The sequence below is a fragment of the Streptomyces sp. NC-S4 genome (assembly GCF_054353315.1).
Map to the genome: position 1 here is coordinate 3,042,895 of NZ_CM135937.1, position 13,430 is coordinate 3,056,324.

14 protein-coding genes are annotated in these 13,430 nt (G+C 70.2%); 8 read left to right on the forward strand and 6 right to left on the reverse strand.

Annotation, left to right across the window (positions count from 1 at the left end; translation table 11 throughout):
• Window positions 1-138: 138 nt before the first annotated feature.
• From ACXNSR_RS13310 to ACXNSR_RS13320, 3 genes are all read left to right on the forward strand, one after another.
• Window positions 139-1,197, forward strand: a complete 1,059-nt coding sequence (locus ACXNSR_RS13310) for an aldo/keto reductase (protein WP_458642264.1) — start codon at window positions 139-141, stop codon at window positions 1,195-1,197.
• A gap of 21 nt (window positions 1,198-1,218) precedes the next feature.
• Complete coding sequence (locus tag ACXNSR_RS13315; RefSeq protein WP_458642265.1) at window positions 1,219-1,812, forward strand: TetR family transcriptional regulator; 594 nt, start codon at window positions 1,219-1,221, stop codon at window positions 1,810-1,812.
• A gap of 140 nt (window positions 1,813-1,952) precedes the next feature.
• On the forward strand, window positions 1,953-2,666 hold the full coding sequence (locus ACXNSR_RS13320) for a VC0807 family protein (RefSeq protein WP_458642266.1): 714 nt from the start codon (window positions 1,953-1,955) through the stop codon (window positions 2,664-2,666).
• Between the two features lie 80 nt (window positions 2,667-2,746).
• On the opposite strand, the gene ACXNSR_RS13325 is transcribed toward ACXNSR_RS13320, so the two are convergent.
• Window positions 2,747-4,129 carry a glycine--tRNA ligase gene (locus ACXNSR_RS13325; protein ID WP_458642267.1) on the reverse strand — a complete coding sequence of 461 codons (1,383 nt, stop codon included), beginning with the start codon at window positions 4,127-4,129 and terminating at the stop codon, window positions 2,747-2,749.
• Between the two features lie 155 nt (window positions 4,130-4,284).
• Here ACXNSR_RS13325 and ACXNSR_RS13330 point away from each other — a divergent pair, with 155 nt between their 5' ends.
• The 4 genes from ACXNSR_RS13330 to ACXNSR_RS13345 are packed head-to-tail and all read left to right on the forward strand — an operon-like array spanning window position 4,285 to window position 7,424.
• A complete protein-coding gene (locus ACXNSR_RS13330; protein ID WP_458642268.1) occupies window positions 4,285-5,268 on the forward strand; it encodes a metal ABC transporter substrate-binding protein in 984 nt (327 codons plus the stop codon).
• A gap of 27 nt (window positions 5,269-5,295) precedes the next feature.
• Window positions 5,296-6,090, forward strand: a complete 795-nt coding sequence (locus ACXNSR_RS13335) for a metal ABC transporter ATP-binding protein (protein ID WP_458643294.1) — start codon at window positions 5,296-5,298, stop codon at window positions 6,088-6,090.
• Window positions 6,090-6,953, forward strand: coding sequence for a metal ABC transporter permease (locus tag ACXNSR_RS13340; protein WP_458642269.1), 864 nt, complete (start codon window positions 6,090-6,092; stop codon window positions 6,951-6,953). Before ACXNSR_RS13335 ends, ACXNSR_RS13340 begins: the two co-directional genes overlap by 1 nt.
• 42 nt (window positions 6,954-6,995) lie before the next feature.
• Window positions 6,996-7,424, forward strand: coding sequence for a Fur family transcriptional regulator (locus ACXNSR_RS13345; RefSeq protein ID WP_078626133.1), 429 nt, complete (start codon window positions 6,996-6,998; stop codon window positions 7,422-7,424).
• A 5-nt stretch (window positions 7,425-7,429) separates the two neighbouring features.
• Here the strand turns inward: ACXNSR_RS13345 and ACXNSR_RS13350 are convergent, their stop codons facing one another.
• From ACXNSR_RS13350 to ACXNSR_RS13370, 5 genes are all read right to left on the reverse strand, one after another.
• Window positions 7,430-7,993 carry a YcxB family protein gene (locus ACXNSR_RS13350; RefSeq protein ID WP_458642270.1) on the reverse strand — a complete coding sequence of 188 codons (564 nt, stop codon included), beginning with the start codon at window positions 7,991-7,993 and terminating at the stop codon, window positions 7,430-7,432.
• A 32-nt stretch (window positions 7,994-8,025) separates the two neighbouring features.
• Window positions 8,026-8,847 carry an isoprenyl transferase gene (locus ACXNSR_RS13355; RefSeq protein WP_458642271.1) on the reverse strand — a complete coding sequence of 274 codons (822 nt, stop codon included), beginning with the start codon at window positions 8,845-8,847 and terminating at the stop codon, window positions 8,026-8,028.
• Between the two features lie 11 nt (window positions 8,848-8,858).
• Window positions 8,859-9,605, reverse strand: coding sequence for a DNA repair protein RecO (gene recO / locus ACXNSR_RS13360; RefSeq protein ID WP_362049623.1), 747 nt, complete (start codon window positions 9,603-9,605; stop codon window positions 8,859-8,861).
• A 109-nt stretch (window positions 9,606-9,714) separates the two neighbouring features.
• Window positions 9,715-11,190 carry a nucleobase:cation symporter-2 family protein gene (locus ACXNSR_RS13365; RefSeq protein ID WP_458642272.1) on the reverse strand — a complete coding sequence of 492 codons (1,476 nt, stop codon included), beginning with the start codon at window positions 11,188-11,190 and terminating at the stop codon, window positions 9,715-9,717.
• Window positions 11,191-11,803: 613 nt separating this feature from the next.
• Window positions 11,804-12,499, reverse strand: coding sequence for a TerB family tellurite resistance protein (locus tag ACXNSR_RS13370; RefSeq protein WP_458642273.1), 696 nt, complete (start codon window positions 12,497-12,499; stop codon window positions 11,804-11,806).
• Window positions 12,500-12,670: 171 nt separating this feature from the next.
• Between ACXNSR_RS13370 and ACXNSR_RS13375 the strand changes: the two genes are divergently transcribed.
• Entirely contained in the window at window positions 12,671-13,429 is a 759-nt protein-coding gene (locus tag ACXNSR_RS13375; RefSeq protein ID WP_458642274.1) for an SDR family NAD(P)-dependent oxidoreductase, read from the forward strand.
• Window position 13,430 lies beyond the last annotated feature (1 nt).

The window sequence follows — 13,430 nt, forward strand, 5'->3', positions numbered from 1 at the left end:
GACGCCGCTCTCGACCTCGTCGAGGGCGGCGTTCGTCGTGTGGGGGGCCGCTCCATCGAGTCCGGGTGACCGACCGGCGCCCGACACTGACGAGTGACAGATATTGAAATCTGTCACTCGTCATGCCATTCTCATTCCATGACGAAGAACGAGAGCACCTACGCGACCGCGGACCGCCGCACCCTCGGCAGCACCGGCCCCACCGTCTTCCCGCTGGGGCTGGGCTGCATGGGAATGTCCGCCCTCTACGGAGAGGCGGACCGCGCCGAGTCCATCGCGACCATCCACGCCTATCTGGACGCCGTCCCCGACGGCACGCACACGCTGCTGGACACCGGCGACTTCTACGGCATGGGGCACAACGAACTGCTGATCGCCGAAGCGCTGCGCACGGCGCCCGCCGAAGCCCGCGAGCGGGCGCTGACCAGCGTCAAGTTCGGCGCGCTGCGCACGGTCGAGGGCGGCTTCACCGGTTACGACGGCCGGCCCGAGGCCGTCAAGAACTTCCTGGCCTACTCGCTCCAGCGGCTCGGCCGGGACCACATCGACATCTACCGGATCGCGCGGGTGGACCCGGACGTGCCGATCGAGGAGACCGTCGGGGCCATCGCCGAGGCCGTCGAGGCCGGGCACGTGCGCCACATCGGCCTCTCCGAGGTCGGCGCGGACACCCTGCGCCGGGCTGCCGCCGTGGCCCCGATCTCCGACCTGCAGATCGAGTACTCGCTGGTCTCCCGCGGCATCGAGGCCGAGATCCTGCCGACCGCCCGCGAGCTCGGCATAGGGATCACTGCGTACGGAGTGCTGTCCCGCGGCCTCATCAGCGGCCACTTCACCCGCGACCGCGCACTGGCCCCGGGCGACTTCCGCGGCATGAGCCCCCGCTTCCAGGGCGACAACCTCGGCCGGAACCTCGACCTGGTGGAGGCGCTGCGCAAGGTGGCCGAGGGCCGGGGCGTGAGCGTCGCCCAGACCGCGATCGCCTGGGTGCTCGCACAGGGGCCGCGGCACGGGGTCGACATCGTGCCGCTGGTGGGCGCCCGGCGCCGGGACCGGCTCGCCGAGGCACTGGGTGCCATGGACATCTCGCTCGACGCCGCCGACCTGGCCGCCGTCGAGGAGGCCGTCCCGGCGGGCGCGGCGGCCGGCGAGAGGTACCCGGCGGCTCAGATGGCCCACCTCGACAGTGAGCACTGAGCTGACGGTACGGTCGTACCCATGCCTCCCGCTGCTGCCGAGCCCCTGACTCCCGAGCGCATCCTCGCGACCACCGAGGAGGTGCTGCGCCGCTTCGGCCCCACCAAGGCGACCGTGGTGGACGTGGCCCGCGCCCTGGGCGTCAGCCACGGCAGCGTGTACCGGCACTTCCCGTCGAAGGCGGCGCTGCGCGAGGCCGTCACGGACCGCTGGCTCGCCAGGAGCGTGGTCATGCTGGAGGAGATCACCTCGGCTCCCACCGGGAGCGCCCCCTCCAAGCTGGAGGCGTGGCTGGAGGCCCTCTTCGAGGCCAAGCGCCACAAGGCGGGCGACGACCCGGAGCTGTTCGCCACCTACACGGTGCTGCTCGCCGAGAACAGCGGCGTGGTGGACGCGCACCTGAGCGAGCTGATCGACCAGCTGGGCCGGATCATCGCCGAGGGCGTCGCGGCGGGCTCGCTCGCCGCCGACGACGTGCCGGCGGCGGCCCGCGCGGTGTTCGACGCCACCGGCCGCTTCCACGACCCGCAGTACGCGGCCGACTGGCTCTCGCCGACGATCATCACCGAGTTCGAGGCGGTCACCTCCCTCGTGATCCGGGGTCTGCGCGCCTGAGGCGGGCCCTGGCTCGCACCGACCGGAATCAGCCACTCCGGACGATTTGATGATCATTTTGGGCGCGTTCGGGTTGTTCGCGTCCCGTCGATCTCTTTACGGTCCCCCTACCGCACTTCAGGCACATCCCAGGGGGAATCTTGTCCACTCCAGCAACGCAGGTCGCACAGCCGGCGCCGCCCGAGCGCTCGGGCGGCGCCGCCGCCATCGGCTGGATCCTGACCATCGGGCTCAACGTCGTCGCGCCGATCATCACGTACAACATGCTCACCGAGGACCACGGCTGGAGCGAGTTCTCCGCGCTGCTGGTCAGCAGCGCCTGGCCGGTGCTCGACAGCGTCGTCAGCCTGGCCTGGCGGCGCAAGCTCGACGAATTCGCCGTCGTCACCCTGGTGTTCCTGGTGATCACCGCCGTCGTCTCGCTCGTCGGCGCGCACTCGGCCCGCGCCCTGCTCATCAAGGACTCGGGGGTCACCGGGCTCTTCGGGCTGCTCTGTCTGGGGACGCTGCTCGCGCCGCGCCCGCTGATGTTCTACTTCGGCCGCAAGTTCGCCACCGACGGCACTCCGCAGAGCACCGCCTGGTGGAACGGCCTGTGGCAGTACGAGGGCTTCCGCACCACCATGAACCGGATGACGCTGGTGTGGGGCCTCGCCTACGTCACCGAGGCCCTCGTCCGCGTCTTCCTCGCCTATACGCTGGACACCAAGACCATGGTGGCGGTCAGCCCGATCATGATCTACGGCGTGCTGGGCGCCCTCGGCGTATGGACCGCCATGTACGGGAAGCGGTCCAAGGCCGAGGGGGAGCGCCGCGCGGCCGAGGCGGCGGCCCGGGAGGCGGCGGCCTCCTGATCCGGGCCCGCCCCGCGATAAAGACCGGTGGCCCGGTGCGCTCGCAGCGCACCGGGCCACCGGTCTTCGTACGGCAGGACCTAGCAGCCGAGCAGACGGCTGCCGAGGTAGGCCTGGATCTGGTCCAGGGAGACGCGCTCCTGCTTCATGGTGTCGCGCTCGCGCACGGTCACCGCGTTGTCGTCCAGGGTGTCGAAGTCGACGGTGACGCAGAACGGCGTACCGATCTCGTCCTGGCGGCGGTAGCGGCGGCCGATGGCGCCCGCGTCGTCGAACTCGATGTTCCAGTTCTTGCGCAGGTCGGCGGCGAGGCCCTTGGCCTTCGGCGACAGCTGCGCGTTGCGGGACAGCGGCAGGACGGCGACCTTGATCGGGGCCAGGCGCGGGTCGAAGCGCATCACGGTGCGCTTCTCCATGACGCCCTTGGCGTTCGGGGCCTCGTCCTCGACGTACGCGTCGAGCATGAAGGCGAGCATGGCGCGGTTGACGCCGGCCGCCGGCTCGATGACGAACGGGGTGTAGCGCTCGCCCGACTCCTGGTCGAGGTAGGTGAGGTTCTGGCCGGAGGCCGCGGAGTGGGCCTTCAGGTCGAAGTCGGTGCGGTTGGCCACGCCCTCGAGCTCGGAGAACTCACTGCCGCCGAAGTTGAAGCGGTACTCGATGTCGGCGGTGCGCTTCGAGTAGTGGGACAGCTTCTCCTTCGGGTGCTCGTACCAGCGGATGTTCTCCTCGCGGATGCCGAGGTCGCGGTACCAGTTCCACCGCTCCTGCATCCAGTACTCCTGCCACTGCTCGTCCTCGCCCGGCTTGACGAAGAACTCCATCTCCATCTGCTCGAACTCGCGGGTGCGGAAGATGAAGTTGCCCGGAGTGATCTCGTTCCGGAAGGACTTGCCCATCTGCGCGATGCCGAAGGGCGGCTTCTTGCGCGAAGTGGTCTGCACGTGGGCGAAGTTGGTGAAGATGCCCTGGGCGGTCTCGGGGCGCAGGTACGCCTTCGAGCCGGTGTCCTGGGTCGGGCCGAGGTGCGTCTCCAGCATGCCGGAGAACTGCTTGGGCTCGGTGAACTGACCCTTCACACCACAGTTGGGGCAGTTGATGTCGGCAAGACCGTTGGCGGGCATACGGCCGTGCTTGGCCTCGTACGCCTCCTCGAGGTGGTCCGCACGGTGGCGCTTGTGGCAGGAGGTGCACTCGGTCAGCGGGTCCGAGAAGGTGGCGACGTGGCCGGAGGCCACCCAGACCTCCGGGGCCAGGATCACGGACGAGTCGAGGCCCACGACGTCCTCACGCCCGGTGACCATCGCCTTCCACCACTGGCGCTTGATGTTCTCCTTGAGCTCGACACCGAGCGGGCCGTAGTCCCAGGCGGCCCTGGAGCCGCCGTAGATGTCACTGCACGGGAAAACGAAGCCACGGCGCTTGCTCAGGCTGACGATGGTTTCGATCTTGTCGGCGGCCACGGTGCTCTCTTCATTACGAGGACGAACGGCGAAGTCTTTAGATTACCGGCGCCCGCACCCCCCCTTTCAAATCGGTTCCCGTTCCACAGCTGCCGGTCCGGGCCTCCCACCTGGGTTTTTGACAATCGTTTCCATCTTTGATGAAAATGGATGTCATGAACGTACGACGCCTCATACCCACCGCCGCCCTCGCCGGAGCCGTCGCCCTCGGCGCCACGGCCCTGACCGCCTGCTCCGGAGCCGCCGCCGGCACCGGTGGCGGCAAGGACGGCAAGGTCGGCGTGACGGCGTCGTTCTATCCCATGGCGTTCCTCGCCGAGCAGATCGGCAAGGACCACGTGAAGGTCGACAGCCTGACCAAGCCGGGTGTCGAACCGCACGACCTGGAGATCACCCCCAGGCAGACCGGTCAGCTCGGCGAGTCCGACGTCGTCGTCTACCTCAAGAACCTGCAGCCCGCCGTCGACAAGGCCGTCGCCCAGTCCGGCGTGAAGAACATCGTCGACGCCGCGACCCTCACCGAGCTGGAGGTCCACGGCTCCGCCGGCCACGACCACGGCGCCGAGGACCACGCCGAGGGCGAGGGCCACGACCATGACCACGGCCACGGGGAGGGCGGCAAGGACCCGCACGTCTGGCTCGACCCCGTCAAGTACGCGGAGATCGCCAAGGGCGTCGGCGCCGCCCTGGAGAAGGCCGACCCCGACCACGCCGCGGACTACAAGAAGAACACCGACGAGCTCGTCGGCAAACTGACCGCGCTGGACACGGAGTTCAAGAACGGCCTGCAGAACACCGCCTCCAGGACCTTCATCACCACCCACTCCGCCTTCGGCTACCTCGCCGAGCGATACGGCCTCGACCAGGAGGGCATCTCCGGCGTCGACCCCGAGTCCGAGCCGAGCCCGGCCAGGATGAAGGATCTTCAGGCCGTCGCGAAGAAGGACAATGTCACCACCGTGTTCTTCGAGACCCTGGCCAGCGACAAGACGGCCAAGACCCTCGCGACGGACACCGGACTGAAGACCGATGTCCTGGACCCGCTCGAAGGAATCACCGACGCGTCCCAGGGCGCCGACTACTTCGAGGTCATGCGGTCCAACCTGAAGAACCTCCAGAAGGCGCTCGGAGCCAAGTAGATGACAGCAGCAACGGAGGCGCGAGCCATGCAGTCCACGCCCGGACAGGCAGCGGAACAGCCGCCCGTCATATCCCTGCGCGGGGCCGCGGCCTCGCTCGGCTCGCGCCCCGTGCTGCGCGGGATCGACCTCACCGTCCACCGCGGTGAGGTCGTCGCGCTGCTCGGCGCCAACGGCTCCGGCAAGTCCACGGCCGTCCGCGCCGTGGTAGGCCAGGTCCCGCTGTCCGACGGAACCCTCAGCCTCTTCGGTACGGACTTCAGGCGCTTCCGCGACTGGTCGCGCATCGGGTACGTCCCCCAGCGCACCACCGCCGCCGGCGGCGTCCCGGCCACCGTCCGCGAGGTCGTCTCCTCCGGCCGGCTCGCCCGCACCCGCTTCGGCCTCCTGCGCAAGGCCGACCGGGCCGCCATCGAGCACGCCCTGGCCCTGGTCGACATGGACTCGTACGCCGACGCCTCGGTGGACGCCCTCTCCGGCGGCCAGCACCAGCGCGTCCTCATCGCCCGGGCGCTCGCCGTCGAACCCGAGCTACTGATCATGGACGAGCCGATGGCGGGCGTGGACCTCGCCAATCAGGAGGTCCTGGCGAACGCCCTGCGCGCGCAGGTCGCCGCCGGCGCCACCGTTCTGCTCGTGCTGCACGAGCTGGGCCCCCTGGAGCCCCTGATCGACCGCGCCGTCGTCCTGCGCGACGGCTGCGTGGTCCACGACGGCCCGCCCCCGGAGGCCGTGGGCCAGCACGCCCTGCCCGGCCACGACCACGTACACCCCCACGCGGCGCACGACGCCGGCTCCCTGCGGACAGGACTGCTGAGCTGATGGACATCCTCGACTACGCCTTCATGCAGCGAGCTCTGATCGCGGCGGCCCTGGTCGGCATCACGGCCCCCGCCATCGGCACGTACCTCGTCCAGCGCCGCCAGGCGCTCATGGGCGACGGCCTCGGCCACGTCGCCATGACCGGTGTCGCGCTCGGCTTCGTGCTCCAGAGCAGCCCGGTCTGGATGGCGACGCTCGTCGCCGTCGTCGGCGCCGTCGGCATGGAACTGATCCGGGCCCGCGGCAGGACCAGCGGGGACGTCGCCCTCGCCATGCTCTTCTACGGCGGCCTGGCCGGCGGCGTCATGATCATCAACCTCGGGGGCGGGCAGACGGCCAGCCTCCTGGGCTCCATGTTCGGCTCGATCACCACGGTCGCCGCCGAGGACGTGACCGCGATGGCGATCCTCGCCGCCTTCGTCCTCGCCGTGGCCATCGGCCTGCGCAGGCAGCTCTTCGCCGTCTGCCAGGACGAGGAGTTCGCCCGGGTCACCGGCCTGCCCGTGCGTGCCCTGAACCTGCTGATCGCCGTCACCGCCGCCGTCACCGTCACCGTCGCGATGCGCATCGTCGGCCTGCTGCTGGTCAGCGCGATGCTGGTGATCCCGGTCGCGGCCGCCCAGCGCCTCACCCGCAGTTTCGCCGCCACGCTGGGCCTGGCCATGGCCATCAGCGTGACCGTCTCGCTGACCGGCACGGCGGCCACCTACTACATCAACGTGCCCTCGGGTGCGACGATCGTGCTGCTCGCGATCGGTGTCTTCATGGTGATGACCGCCCTCTCCGCCCCTCTGGCCAGGCGCCGGGCCCGCGCCGCGCTCGCGGCCGAAGAGGTCTGCACGCGCGACGATGTGAAGGTCTAGCGGGCTGGCACAATGGCCGCAGGCCTATACGAGGAGGAACCGGTGGCGACTGCGCCTGGCGAGATGAATACCGCGCCAGTACGAGGACGATCCACCCGGCAGCGGGCCGCGGTCGCGGCGGCGCTGGACGAGGTGGACGAGTTCCGCAGCGCCCAGGAGCTCCACGACATGCTCAAGCACCGTGGCGACTCCGTGGGCCTGACCACCGTCTACCGCACCCTCCAGTCCCTGGCGGACGCAGGTGAGGTCGACGTCCTGCGCACCAGCGACGGCGAGTCCGTCTACCGCCGCTGCTCCACCGGCGATCACCACCACCACCTGGTGTGCCGCAAGTGCGGCAAGGCGGTCGAGGTGGAGGGCCCGGCCGTGGAGAAGTGGGCGGAGTCCATCGCGGCCGAGCACGGCTACGTGAACGTCGCCCACACGGTGGAGATCTTCGGCACCTGCGCCGACTGCGCCGCCGCCGGCTAGACGGCCTAGACCCGCTTCAGGTTCCGGTCCAGGATCGCGCGCATGCGGTCGAGGTCGTCGGGGTGCTGGGCGCCCCGCTTCGGCAGCGTCGCCACGGCAGCCGCACGCGTGCCCCCGAACAGGACGAACAGCTCCGGCGTCTCCGTGTACTGCGGGAAGAGCGTCCAGTCCATCGTGTACGACATGGTCTCGCCCGTGGTCGCGGTGCCCTGCTCGTCGACCACGGTGCGGCACTCCCCGTAGGGCTCCGTCACGGAGTACACCCGGCGGGCCATGCCGCGCCGGATCCGGAAGACACCGACGATCGCGACGGACAGGGCCGCGACCGTCGAGAACAGGATCACGGGCGGCCGGGAGCCGCCGAGCAGGCCCAGCCCCGCGGTGGCGACGGCCGTCAGCAGCGGCAGGAGCAGCGTTTCCGCCCGGCCCGCCGGCGTCCGGCGGGCCCGGGCCCGAACCGCCCCCCTGATGTCGTCGAGCGTCAGCCGGTAGGTGAAGACGACCTGCTCCTGCTCACCCGTCGCCGCGGCCTGCCCGGCCTGCTGCATGTGCTCCCCGCCCGTGTTCATGCGGCGAGGATAACGGCAGCTCGGCCGGAGGCTCAGCCCGCCGAACCCTCCGGCTGGTTCGGGACGGCACCGCCGAAGCGGCGGTCGCGCTGGGCGTACTCCAGGCAGGCCGCCCAGAGGTTGCGGCGGTCGAAGTCCGGCCACAGCACGTCCTGGAAGACCATCTCGGCGTACGCGCTCTGCCAGAGCAGGTAGTTGGAGGTGCGCTGCTCGCCGCTGGGACGCAGGAAGAGGTCCACGTCCGGCATGTCCGGGTAGTACATGTACTTCGCGAAGGTCTTCTCGTTCACCTTCGACGGGTCCAGCCGGCCGGCGGCCACGTCGCGGGCGATGGCCTGCGCCGCGTCCGCGATCTCCGCGCGGCCGCCGTAGTTGACGCAGAAGTACAGGGTCATGGCGTCGTTGTCGACGGTCTGCTCCTGGGCGACCTGGAGCTCCTGGACGACCGACTTCCACATCTTCGGCATGCGGCCGACCCAGCGGATGCGGATGCCCAGCTCGTTCATCTCGTCGCGGCGGCGCCGGATGACATCGCGGTTGAAGTTCATCAGGAAGCGGACCTCGTCGGGCGAACGCTTCCAGTTCTCCGTCGAGAAGGCGTACAGGGAGAGGTTCTTGACGCCCATCTCCAGGCAGCCCTTGAGCACGTCGAGCACGACGCCCTCGCCGACCTTGTGCCCCTCGGTGCGCGGCAGACCGCGCTCCTTCGCCCAGCGGCCGTTGCCGTCCATGACGACGGCGACATGGTTCGGAACCAGCTCGCCGGGGATCTTCGGCGGGACCGCACCGGACGGGTGCGGCTCGGGAACCTTGTACTCCCGGCGAGAGCGTCCCAGAATCCCGCGTCGTACCATCTGCCCAGCTCCTATTTCTCGACGTAACGCAAGGAGCGTAGCCCGCGCTCCAGATGCCAGTGCAAATAGGCGGAGACCAGCCCGCTGCCCTCCCGCACGTGACGCGCCTCGCACGCGTCGGCATGCCCCCAGTCGCCCGTCAGCAGGGCGCTGAGCAGGGCGATGGCCTCCGACGAGGGTACGACGCTGCCGGGCACCCGGCAGTCCCCGCATATGACCCCGCCCGCGGCGACGGAGAAGTGCCGGTTGGGTCCGTGGATGCCGCACTTCGCGCAGTCGTCAAAGCTGGGTGCGTAGCCGTTGACGGCGAGGGAGCGCAGCAGGAAGGCGTCGAGGATCAGGTGGGGCTCGTGCTCGCCGCGCGAGAGGGTGCGCAGGGCTCCGACGAGCAGCAGGTACTGCTGCACGGCGGGCTCGCCCTCGTTCTCGGTGAACCGCTCGGCGGTCTCCAGCATCGCGGTGCCCGCGGTGTAGCGGGCGTAGTCGGTGACGATGCCGTTGCCGTACGGGGCGATGATCTCGGTCTGGGTGCAGAGCGGCAGGCTGCGGCCGATCAGTTCGCTGCCCCGGGCGAAGAACTGCACGTCGGCGTGGGAGAAAGGTTCCAGCCCGGCGCCGAATTTGGACTTCGTGCGCCGGACCCCGCGGGCGACGGCCCGCACCCGGCCGTGGCCGCGGGTCAGCAGCGTGATGATGCGGTCCGCCTCACCCAGTTTCTGGGTGCGCAGCACGATGCCGTCGTCGCGGAACAGACTCATGCGCCCATTGTCCCGTACGGCGGCACGAGCACGGGCAGCGTGTCCCCGCGGTGCACGGCAGCGGCCCCGGCCGGGCGCGGGGCCCGGCCGGGGTCACCCCTTGGGAGGGTCAGGAGGCCGGCGTCCGGGCTGCTCCGCCCTCGCCCGGCTGGGCCGGTACGGCGGCCGCGGGCTCCTCGCCCGCCGTCGGCCGGGCGGGCAGTTCGACCTCGGGGGCGTCGTGGGCGCCGTCCTTGCCCAGGCCGTTGAAGACCAGGTTGAGGACGATGGCGGCCGTGGCACCGAGCGTCACACCGCTGTTGAGGAGCGAGGACAGGTCCGGGTCCATGTGCTTGGTGAAGAAGACCGGGACGGTCGCGGGGAGCAGGGCGAAGGCGAGGGAGACGCCGACGATCAGCGCGTTCTTCTCCTCCTTCAGGTCGACCTTGGCCAGGGTCTGGATGCCGGCCAGGGCGACCATGGCGAACATGACGGTCGCGGCGCCGCCGAGGACTCCGTGCGGGACGGCGGCGACGATCGCGGCGGCCTTGGGCAGCAGGCCCAGGACGATCATGAAGACACCGGCGGCGACCACCACGAACCGGCTCTTCACCTTCGTCATCCGCACCAGGCCCACGTTCTCGGCGAAGGCCACGTACGGGAAGGAGTTGAGGACACCGCCGAGTGCGGTCGCGGCGCCGTCGGCGCGCAGGGCGCGGGCCACGGTCTCGCTGTCGACCTCCTTGCCGACGATGTCACCGACGGCGTAGGTGTCGCCGGTCGTCTCGACCATGGTGATCAGCATGACGATGAGCATCAGGACGATCGGGAACCACTCGAACTTCGGGGCTCCGAAGTGGAAGGGGGTGGTGACGCCGATCCACTCGGACTTGCTCACGTCGCCGAACTTCGCGTCGCCGAGCAGGAAGGCGACGGTGGTGCCGACGACCAGGCCGAGGAGGATCGAGATGCTGGAGAGGAACGGCTTGCCGATCTTCATCAGGATCAGGATGAAGAGCATCGTGCCGCCGGCGTAGGCGAAGTTCTTCGGGTCTCCGAAGTCGGGGCTGCCGAGGCCGCCGGCCGCGTCGTTGAGACCGACCGGGATCAGGACGATGCCCAGCACGGTGATCACGGTGCCGGTGACGACCGGCGGGAACAGCCGCATCACCGTCCGGAACGCCTTGGCCGGGAGCCAGGCGAAGGCGAAGGTGGCGATACCGGCGGTGATCACCGCGCCGTAGATGACCAGCAGGGCGGCGGTTCCGCCGCCGGCGCCGAGACCGATGGCGATCATCGGGGAGACGGCGGTGAAGGTCACGCCCTGGATCAGCGGCAGGCGCGCACCGATCCGGCCGATGCCCCAGGCCTGGATGATCGAGGCGATACCGCAGGTGAAGAGGTCCGCGTTGATCAGGTAGACCAGCTGTTCAGGGCTCAGCTTCAGCGCGTTGCCGACGATGATCGGGACGATCACCGCGCCGGCGTAGAAGGCGAGTACGTGCTGGAAGCCGTACAGCGCGAGCTTGGGGAGGGGGAGCACCTCGTCGACCGGGTGCGTGCTCTGCTCTCCGTCGGTGGAAAGCCGGGCGGCGACACGTGCCATCTCAGCCTTGCCCTTCAAGGTAGGTAAGTGAGAGGAGATCTGGTTGCCCCTGGGCGTAGTGGGTCGCTAACCCGTTGGTACGCCAGGGTTGTCGGTGCGTTCACGGTGAAGTGAATCGAAGCCGCGCTGTGTTAACGGCGCCGTCTTGTCGTGTGACCGGAATTGAACGCCTGTGGGGGGCCTCACACATATCGTCGACTTCGACAAACTGTTGACGCTCAGGCCTGCCCGATCTGTAGGTTTCTCCAGTGGTGCGGAGCCTTCGGCAGGCGTATGCGCACAGCGGTGCGAAGCCCGCCCTTCCCGCCGCGCACCCGTGAAGCACCCGCCCCGCGACGTGCGGATATGAGGTTTGCAGCCCTTCGGGCAGGCAAACTCGAAGGCATTGTTCCGGCCGTCCGACTGGTGGACAGATCGGGGACGGAGTACGCGCCCGCGCCCTTCACGCGGCGTTCACGTGTCCCGGAACGGGCCCTGCGAGGCCGGATCGTTACGTCGCGGAAGGCGCGTTTAGGACGGAACGGCCCCCTCCGGAGTCCACGGACCGGACACCAGCGGCCCTGCGCGATGAATTCGCGCAGGGCCGCCCGGGTGGGATCCGTGGAACACCCCCTCAGGGGGCGCGTACCGCCGACAGCAGTCGGGCCACCTCGTCCGTGTCGATCCGCAGCGCCGCCCCGACCGTCGCGAGCACCTCGCGCTCGGCCGGGGTGTACGGGCCGTCCGCGAGCGCGATCCGGGCCCCCTGCAGCAGGATCGATTCGCGGCCCGGGCCGGCCAGGTGCGGGGCCAGTGGCTCCAGGGCCTCGTGGAGCTCTATCGACAGCGCGGCCCCGCAGCACTCCGGGACGTCGTACAGCCCGAGCCGGCCCTCGTCCGTCGACAGCGCCGCCACGAGGGACTCCAGCTGCTCCTCGGTGCAGTCCTGGAAGCCCGCGGCCCGTACGGCGCCCGCCGCGGCCTCCAGCGCGCCGCGCGAGGCCGTCCCGCCCGCGGTGAGCACGGCCAGCGCCACGGTGTGCACGGCATCGCGCAGGAGGGCCGTGAAACGGGTCGTGGTGAGGTGGTCCAGGACGTCGGTGGCGAAGCGCGCGCGGCAGCCCTGGCACTCGATGACGGGCCCGGCCTGCCCGCGGGGCAGCAGCGGCACCCCGAGGACGGTGAACCGGCGCCGCCCGGTCCGCCTGCGGTAATTGCGGTCGCCACCGCAGGCGGGGCAGAAGAACTCCCCGTCCCCCACGGTGCTCCAGGTGGTACGGGTGCCCCAGACCGTCAGCTTCCGGCCGTCCCCACCCCGAACTGGCAGCACGTCGCACCTCCGTAACCTTCCGGCAACATCGCCGGGTGGGCGTGATGTTAGCCACATCGATGAGGATGCGTCAGTCGTGTGACAAGACAACATGTGCCGGGCCCAGGACTTGGCCGGTCTGCGTCGCCGGGGTCCCACCACCCCCTCCCCGCCGCCTCTAGGGTTCGCCGCATGAACGAGAAGTCCTGTCTGGTCACGGGCGCCGCGAGCGGGATCGGCCGGGCCACCGCCCTGCTGCTGGCCCGCTCCGGGGCCCGGGTGACCGCGGCCGACATCAACGGCCCCGGGGTCGAGGCCCTGCGTACGGAACTGGCCGACGAGGGGTGCACGATCACCGCGGTCGCCGGTGACGTCGCCGATCCGGAGGCCAACCGCGCGATGGTCGCGGCCGCCGTCGCGGCGTACGGGCGCCTGGACGTCGCCGTGGCGAACGCCGGGGTGCTCCCCCTCTCCGACGTACGGGAGACCAGTCCCGAGGACTGGGACCACGTCATGGCGGTCGACGGCCGTGGAATGTTCCTGACCTGCAAGTACGCCATCGAGGCGATGACCGCGCAGCCGCGCCCCGGCGGAGCCCTGGTCTGCGTGTCCTCGATCTCGGGCGTGGCCGGGCAGGCCCGCCAGGCCGCCTACGGACCCGCGAAGTTCGTGGCGTCGGGGCTGACGAAGCACCTCGCGGTGGAGTGGGCCGCGCACGGGATCCGGGTCAACGCGGTGGCACCGGGAACCATCCGTACGGAGCGGGTGATCGCGCTGAAGGACGAGCCGGGCGGGCCGGAGTACCTGTCGCAGATCACGGGGGCGCACCCGATGGGCCGGCTCGGGGAGCCCGAGGAGGTGGCCCGCGTCATCGCCTTCCTGGCCTCGGACGCGGCCTCCTTCGTGACGGGCGTGGTCCTGCCGGTGGACGGCGGCTACCTGGCCCGCTGAG

Excerpts from the sequence above, each read along its gene's own strand:
- ACXNSR_RS13310 (WP_458642264.1), top strand. The coding sequence starts at position 139 with ATGACGAAGAACGAGAGCACCTACGCGACCGCGGACCGCCGCACCCTC.
- recO (WP_362049623.1), bottom strand. The coding sequence starts at position 9,605 with ATGAGTCTGTTCCGCGACGACGGCATCGTGCTGCGCACCCAGAAACTG.
- ACXNSR_RS13315 (WP_458642265.1), top strand. The coding sequence starts at position 1,219 with ATGCCTCCCGCTGCTGCCGAGCCCCTGACTCCCGAGCGCATCCTCGCG.
- ACXNSR_RS13365 (WP_458642272.1), bottom strand. The coding sequence starts at position 11,190 with ATGGCACGTGTCGCCGCCCGGCTTTCCACCGACGGAGAGCAGAGCACG.
- ACXNSR_RS13355 (WP_458642271.1), bottom strand. The coding sequence starts at position 8,847 with ATGGTACGACGCGGGATTCTGGGACGCTCTCGCCGGGAGTACAAGGTT.
- ACXNSR_RS13330 (WP_458642268.1), top strand. The coding sequence starts at position 4,285 with ATGAACGTACGACGCCTCATACCCACCGCCGCCCTCGCCGGAGCCGTC.
- ACXNSR_RS13340 (WP_458642269.1), top strand. The coding sequence starts at position 6,090 with ATGGACATCCTCGACTACGCCTTCATGCAGCGAGCTCTGATCGCGGCG.
- ACXNSR_RS13335 (WP_458643294.1), top strand. The coding sequence starts at position 5,296 with ATGCAGTCCACGCCCGGACAGGCAGCGGAACAGCCGCCCGTCATATCC.
- ACXNSR_RS13375 (WP_458642274.1), top strand. The coding sequence starts at position 12,671 with ATGAACGAGAAGTCCTGTCTGGTCACGGGCGCCGCGAGCGGGATCGGC.
- ACXNSR_RS13350 (WP_458642270.1), bottom strand. The coding sequence starts at position 7,993 with ATGAACACGGGCGGGGAGCACATGCAGCAGGCCGGGCAGGCCGCGGCG.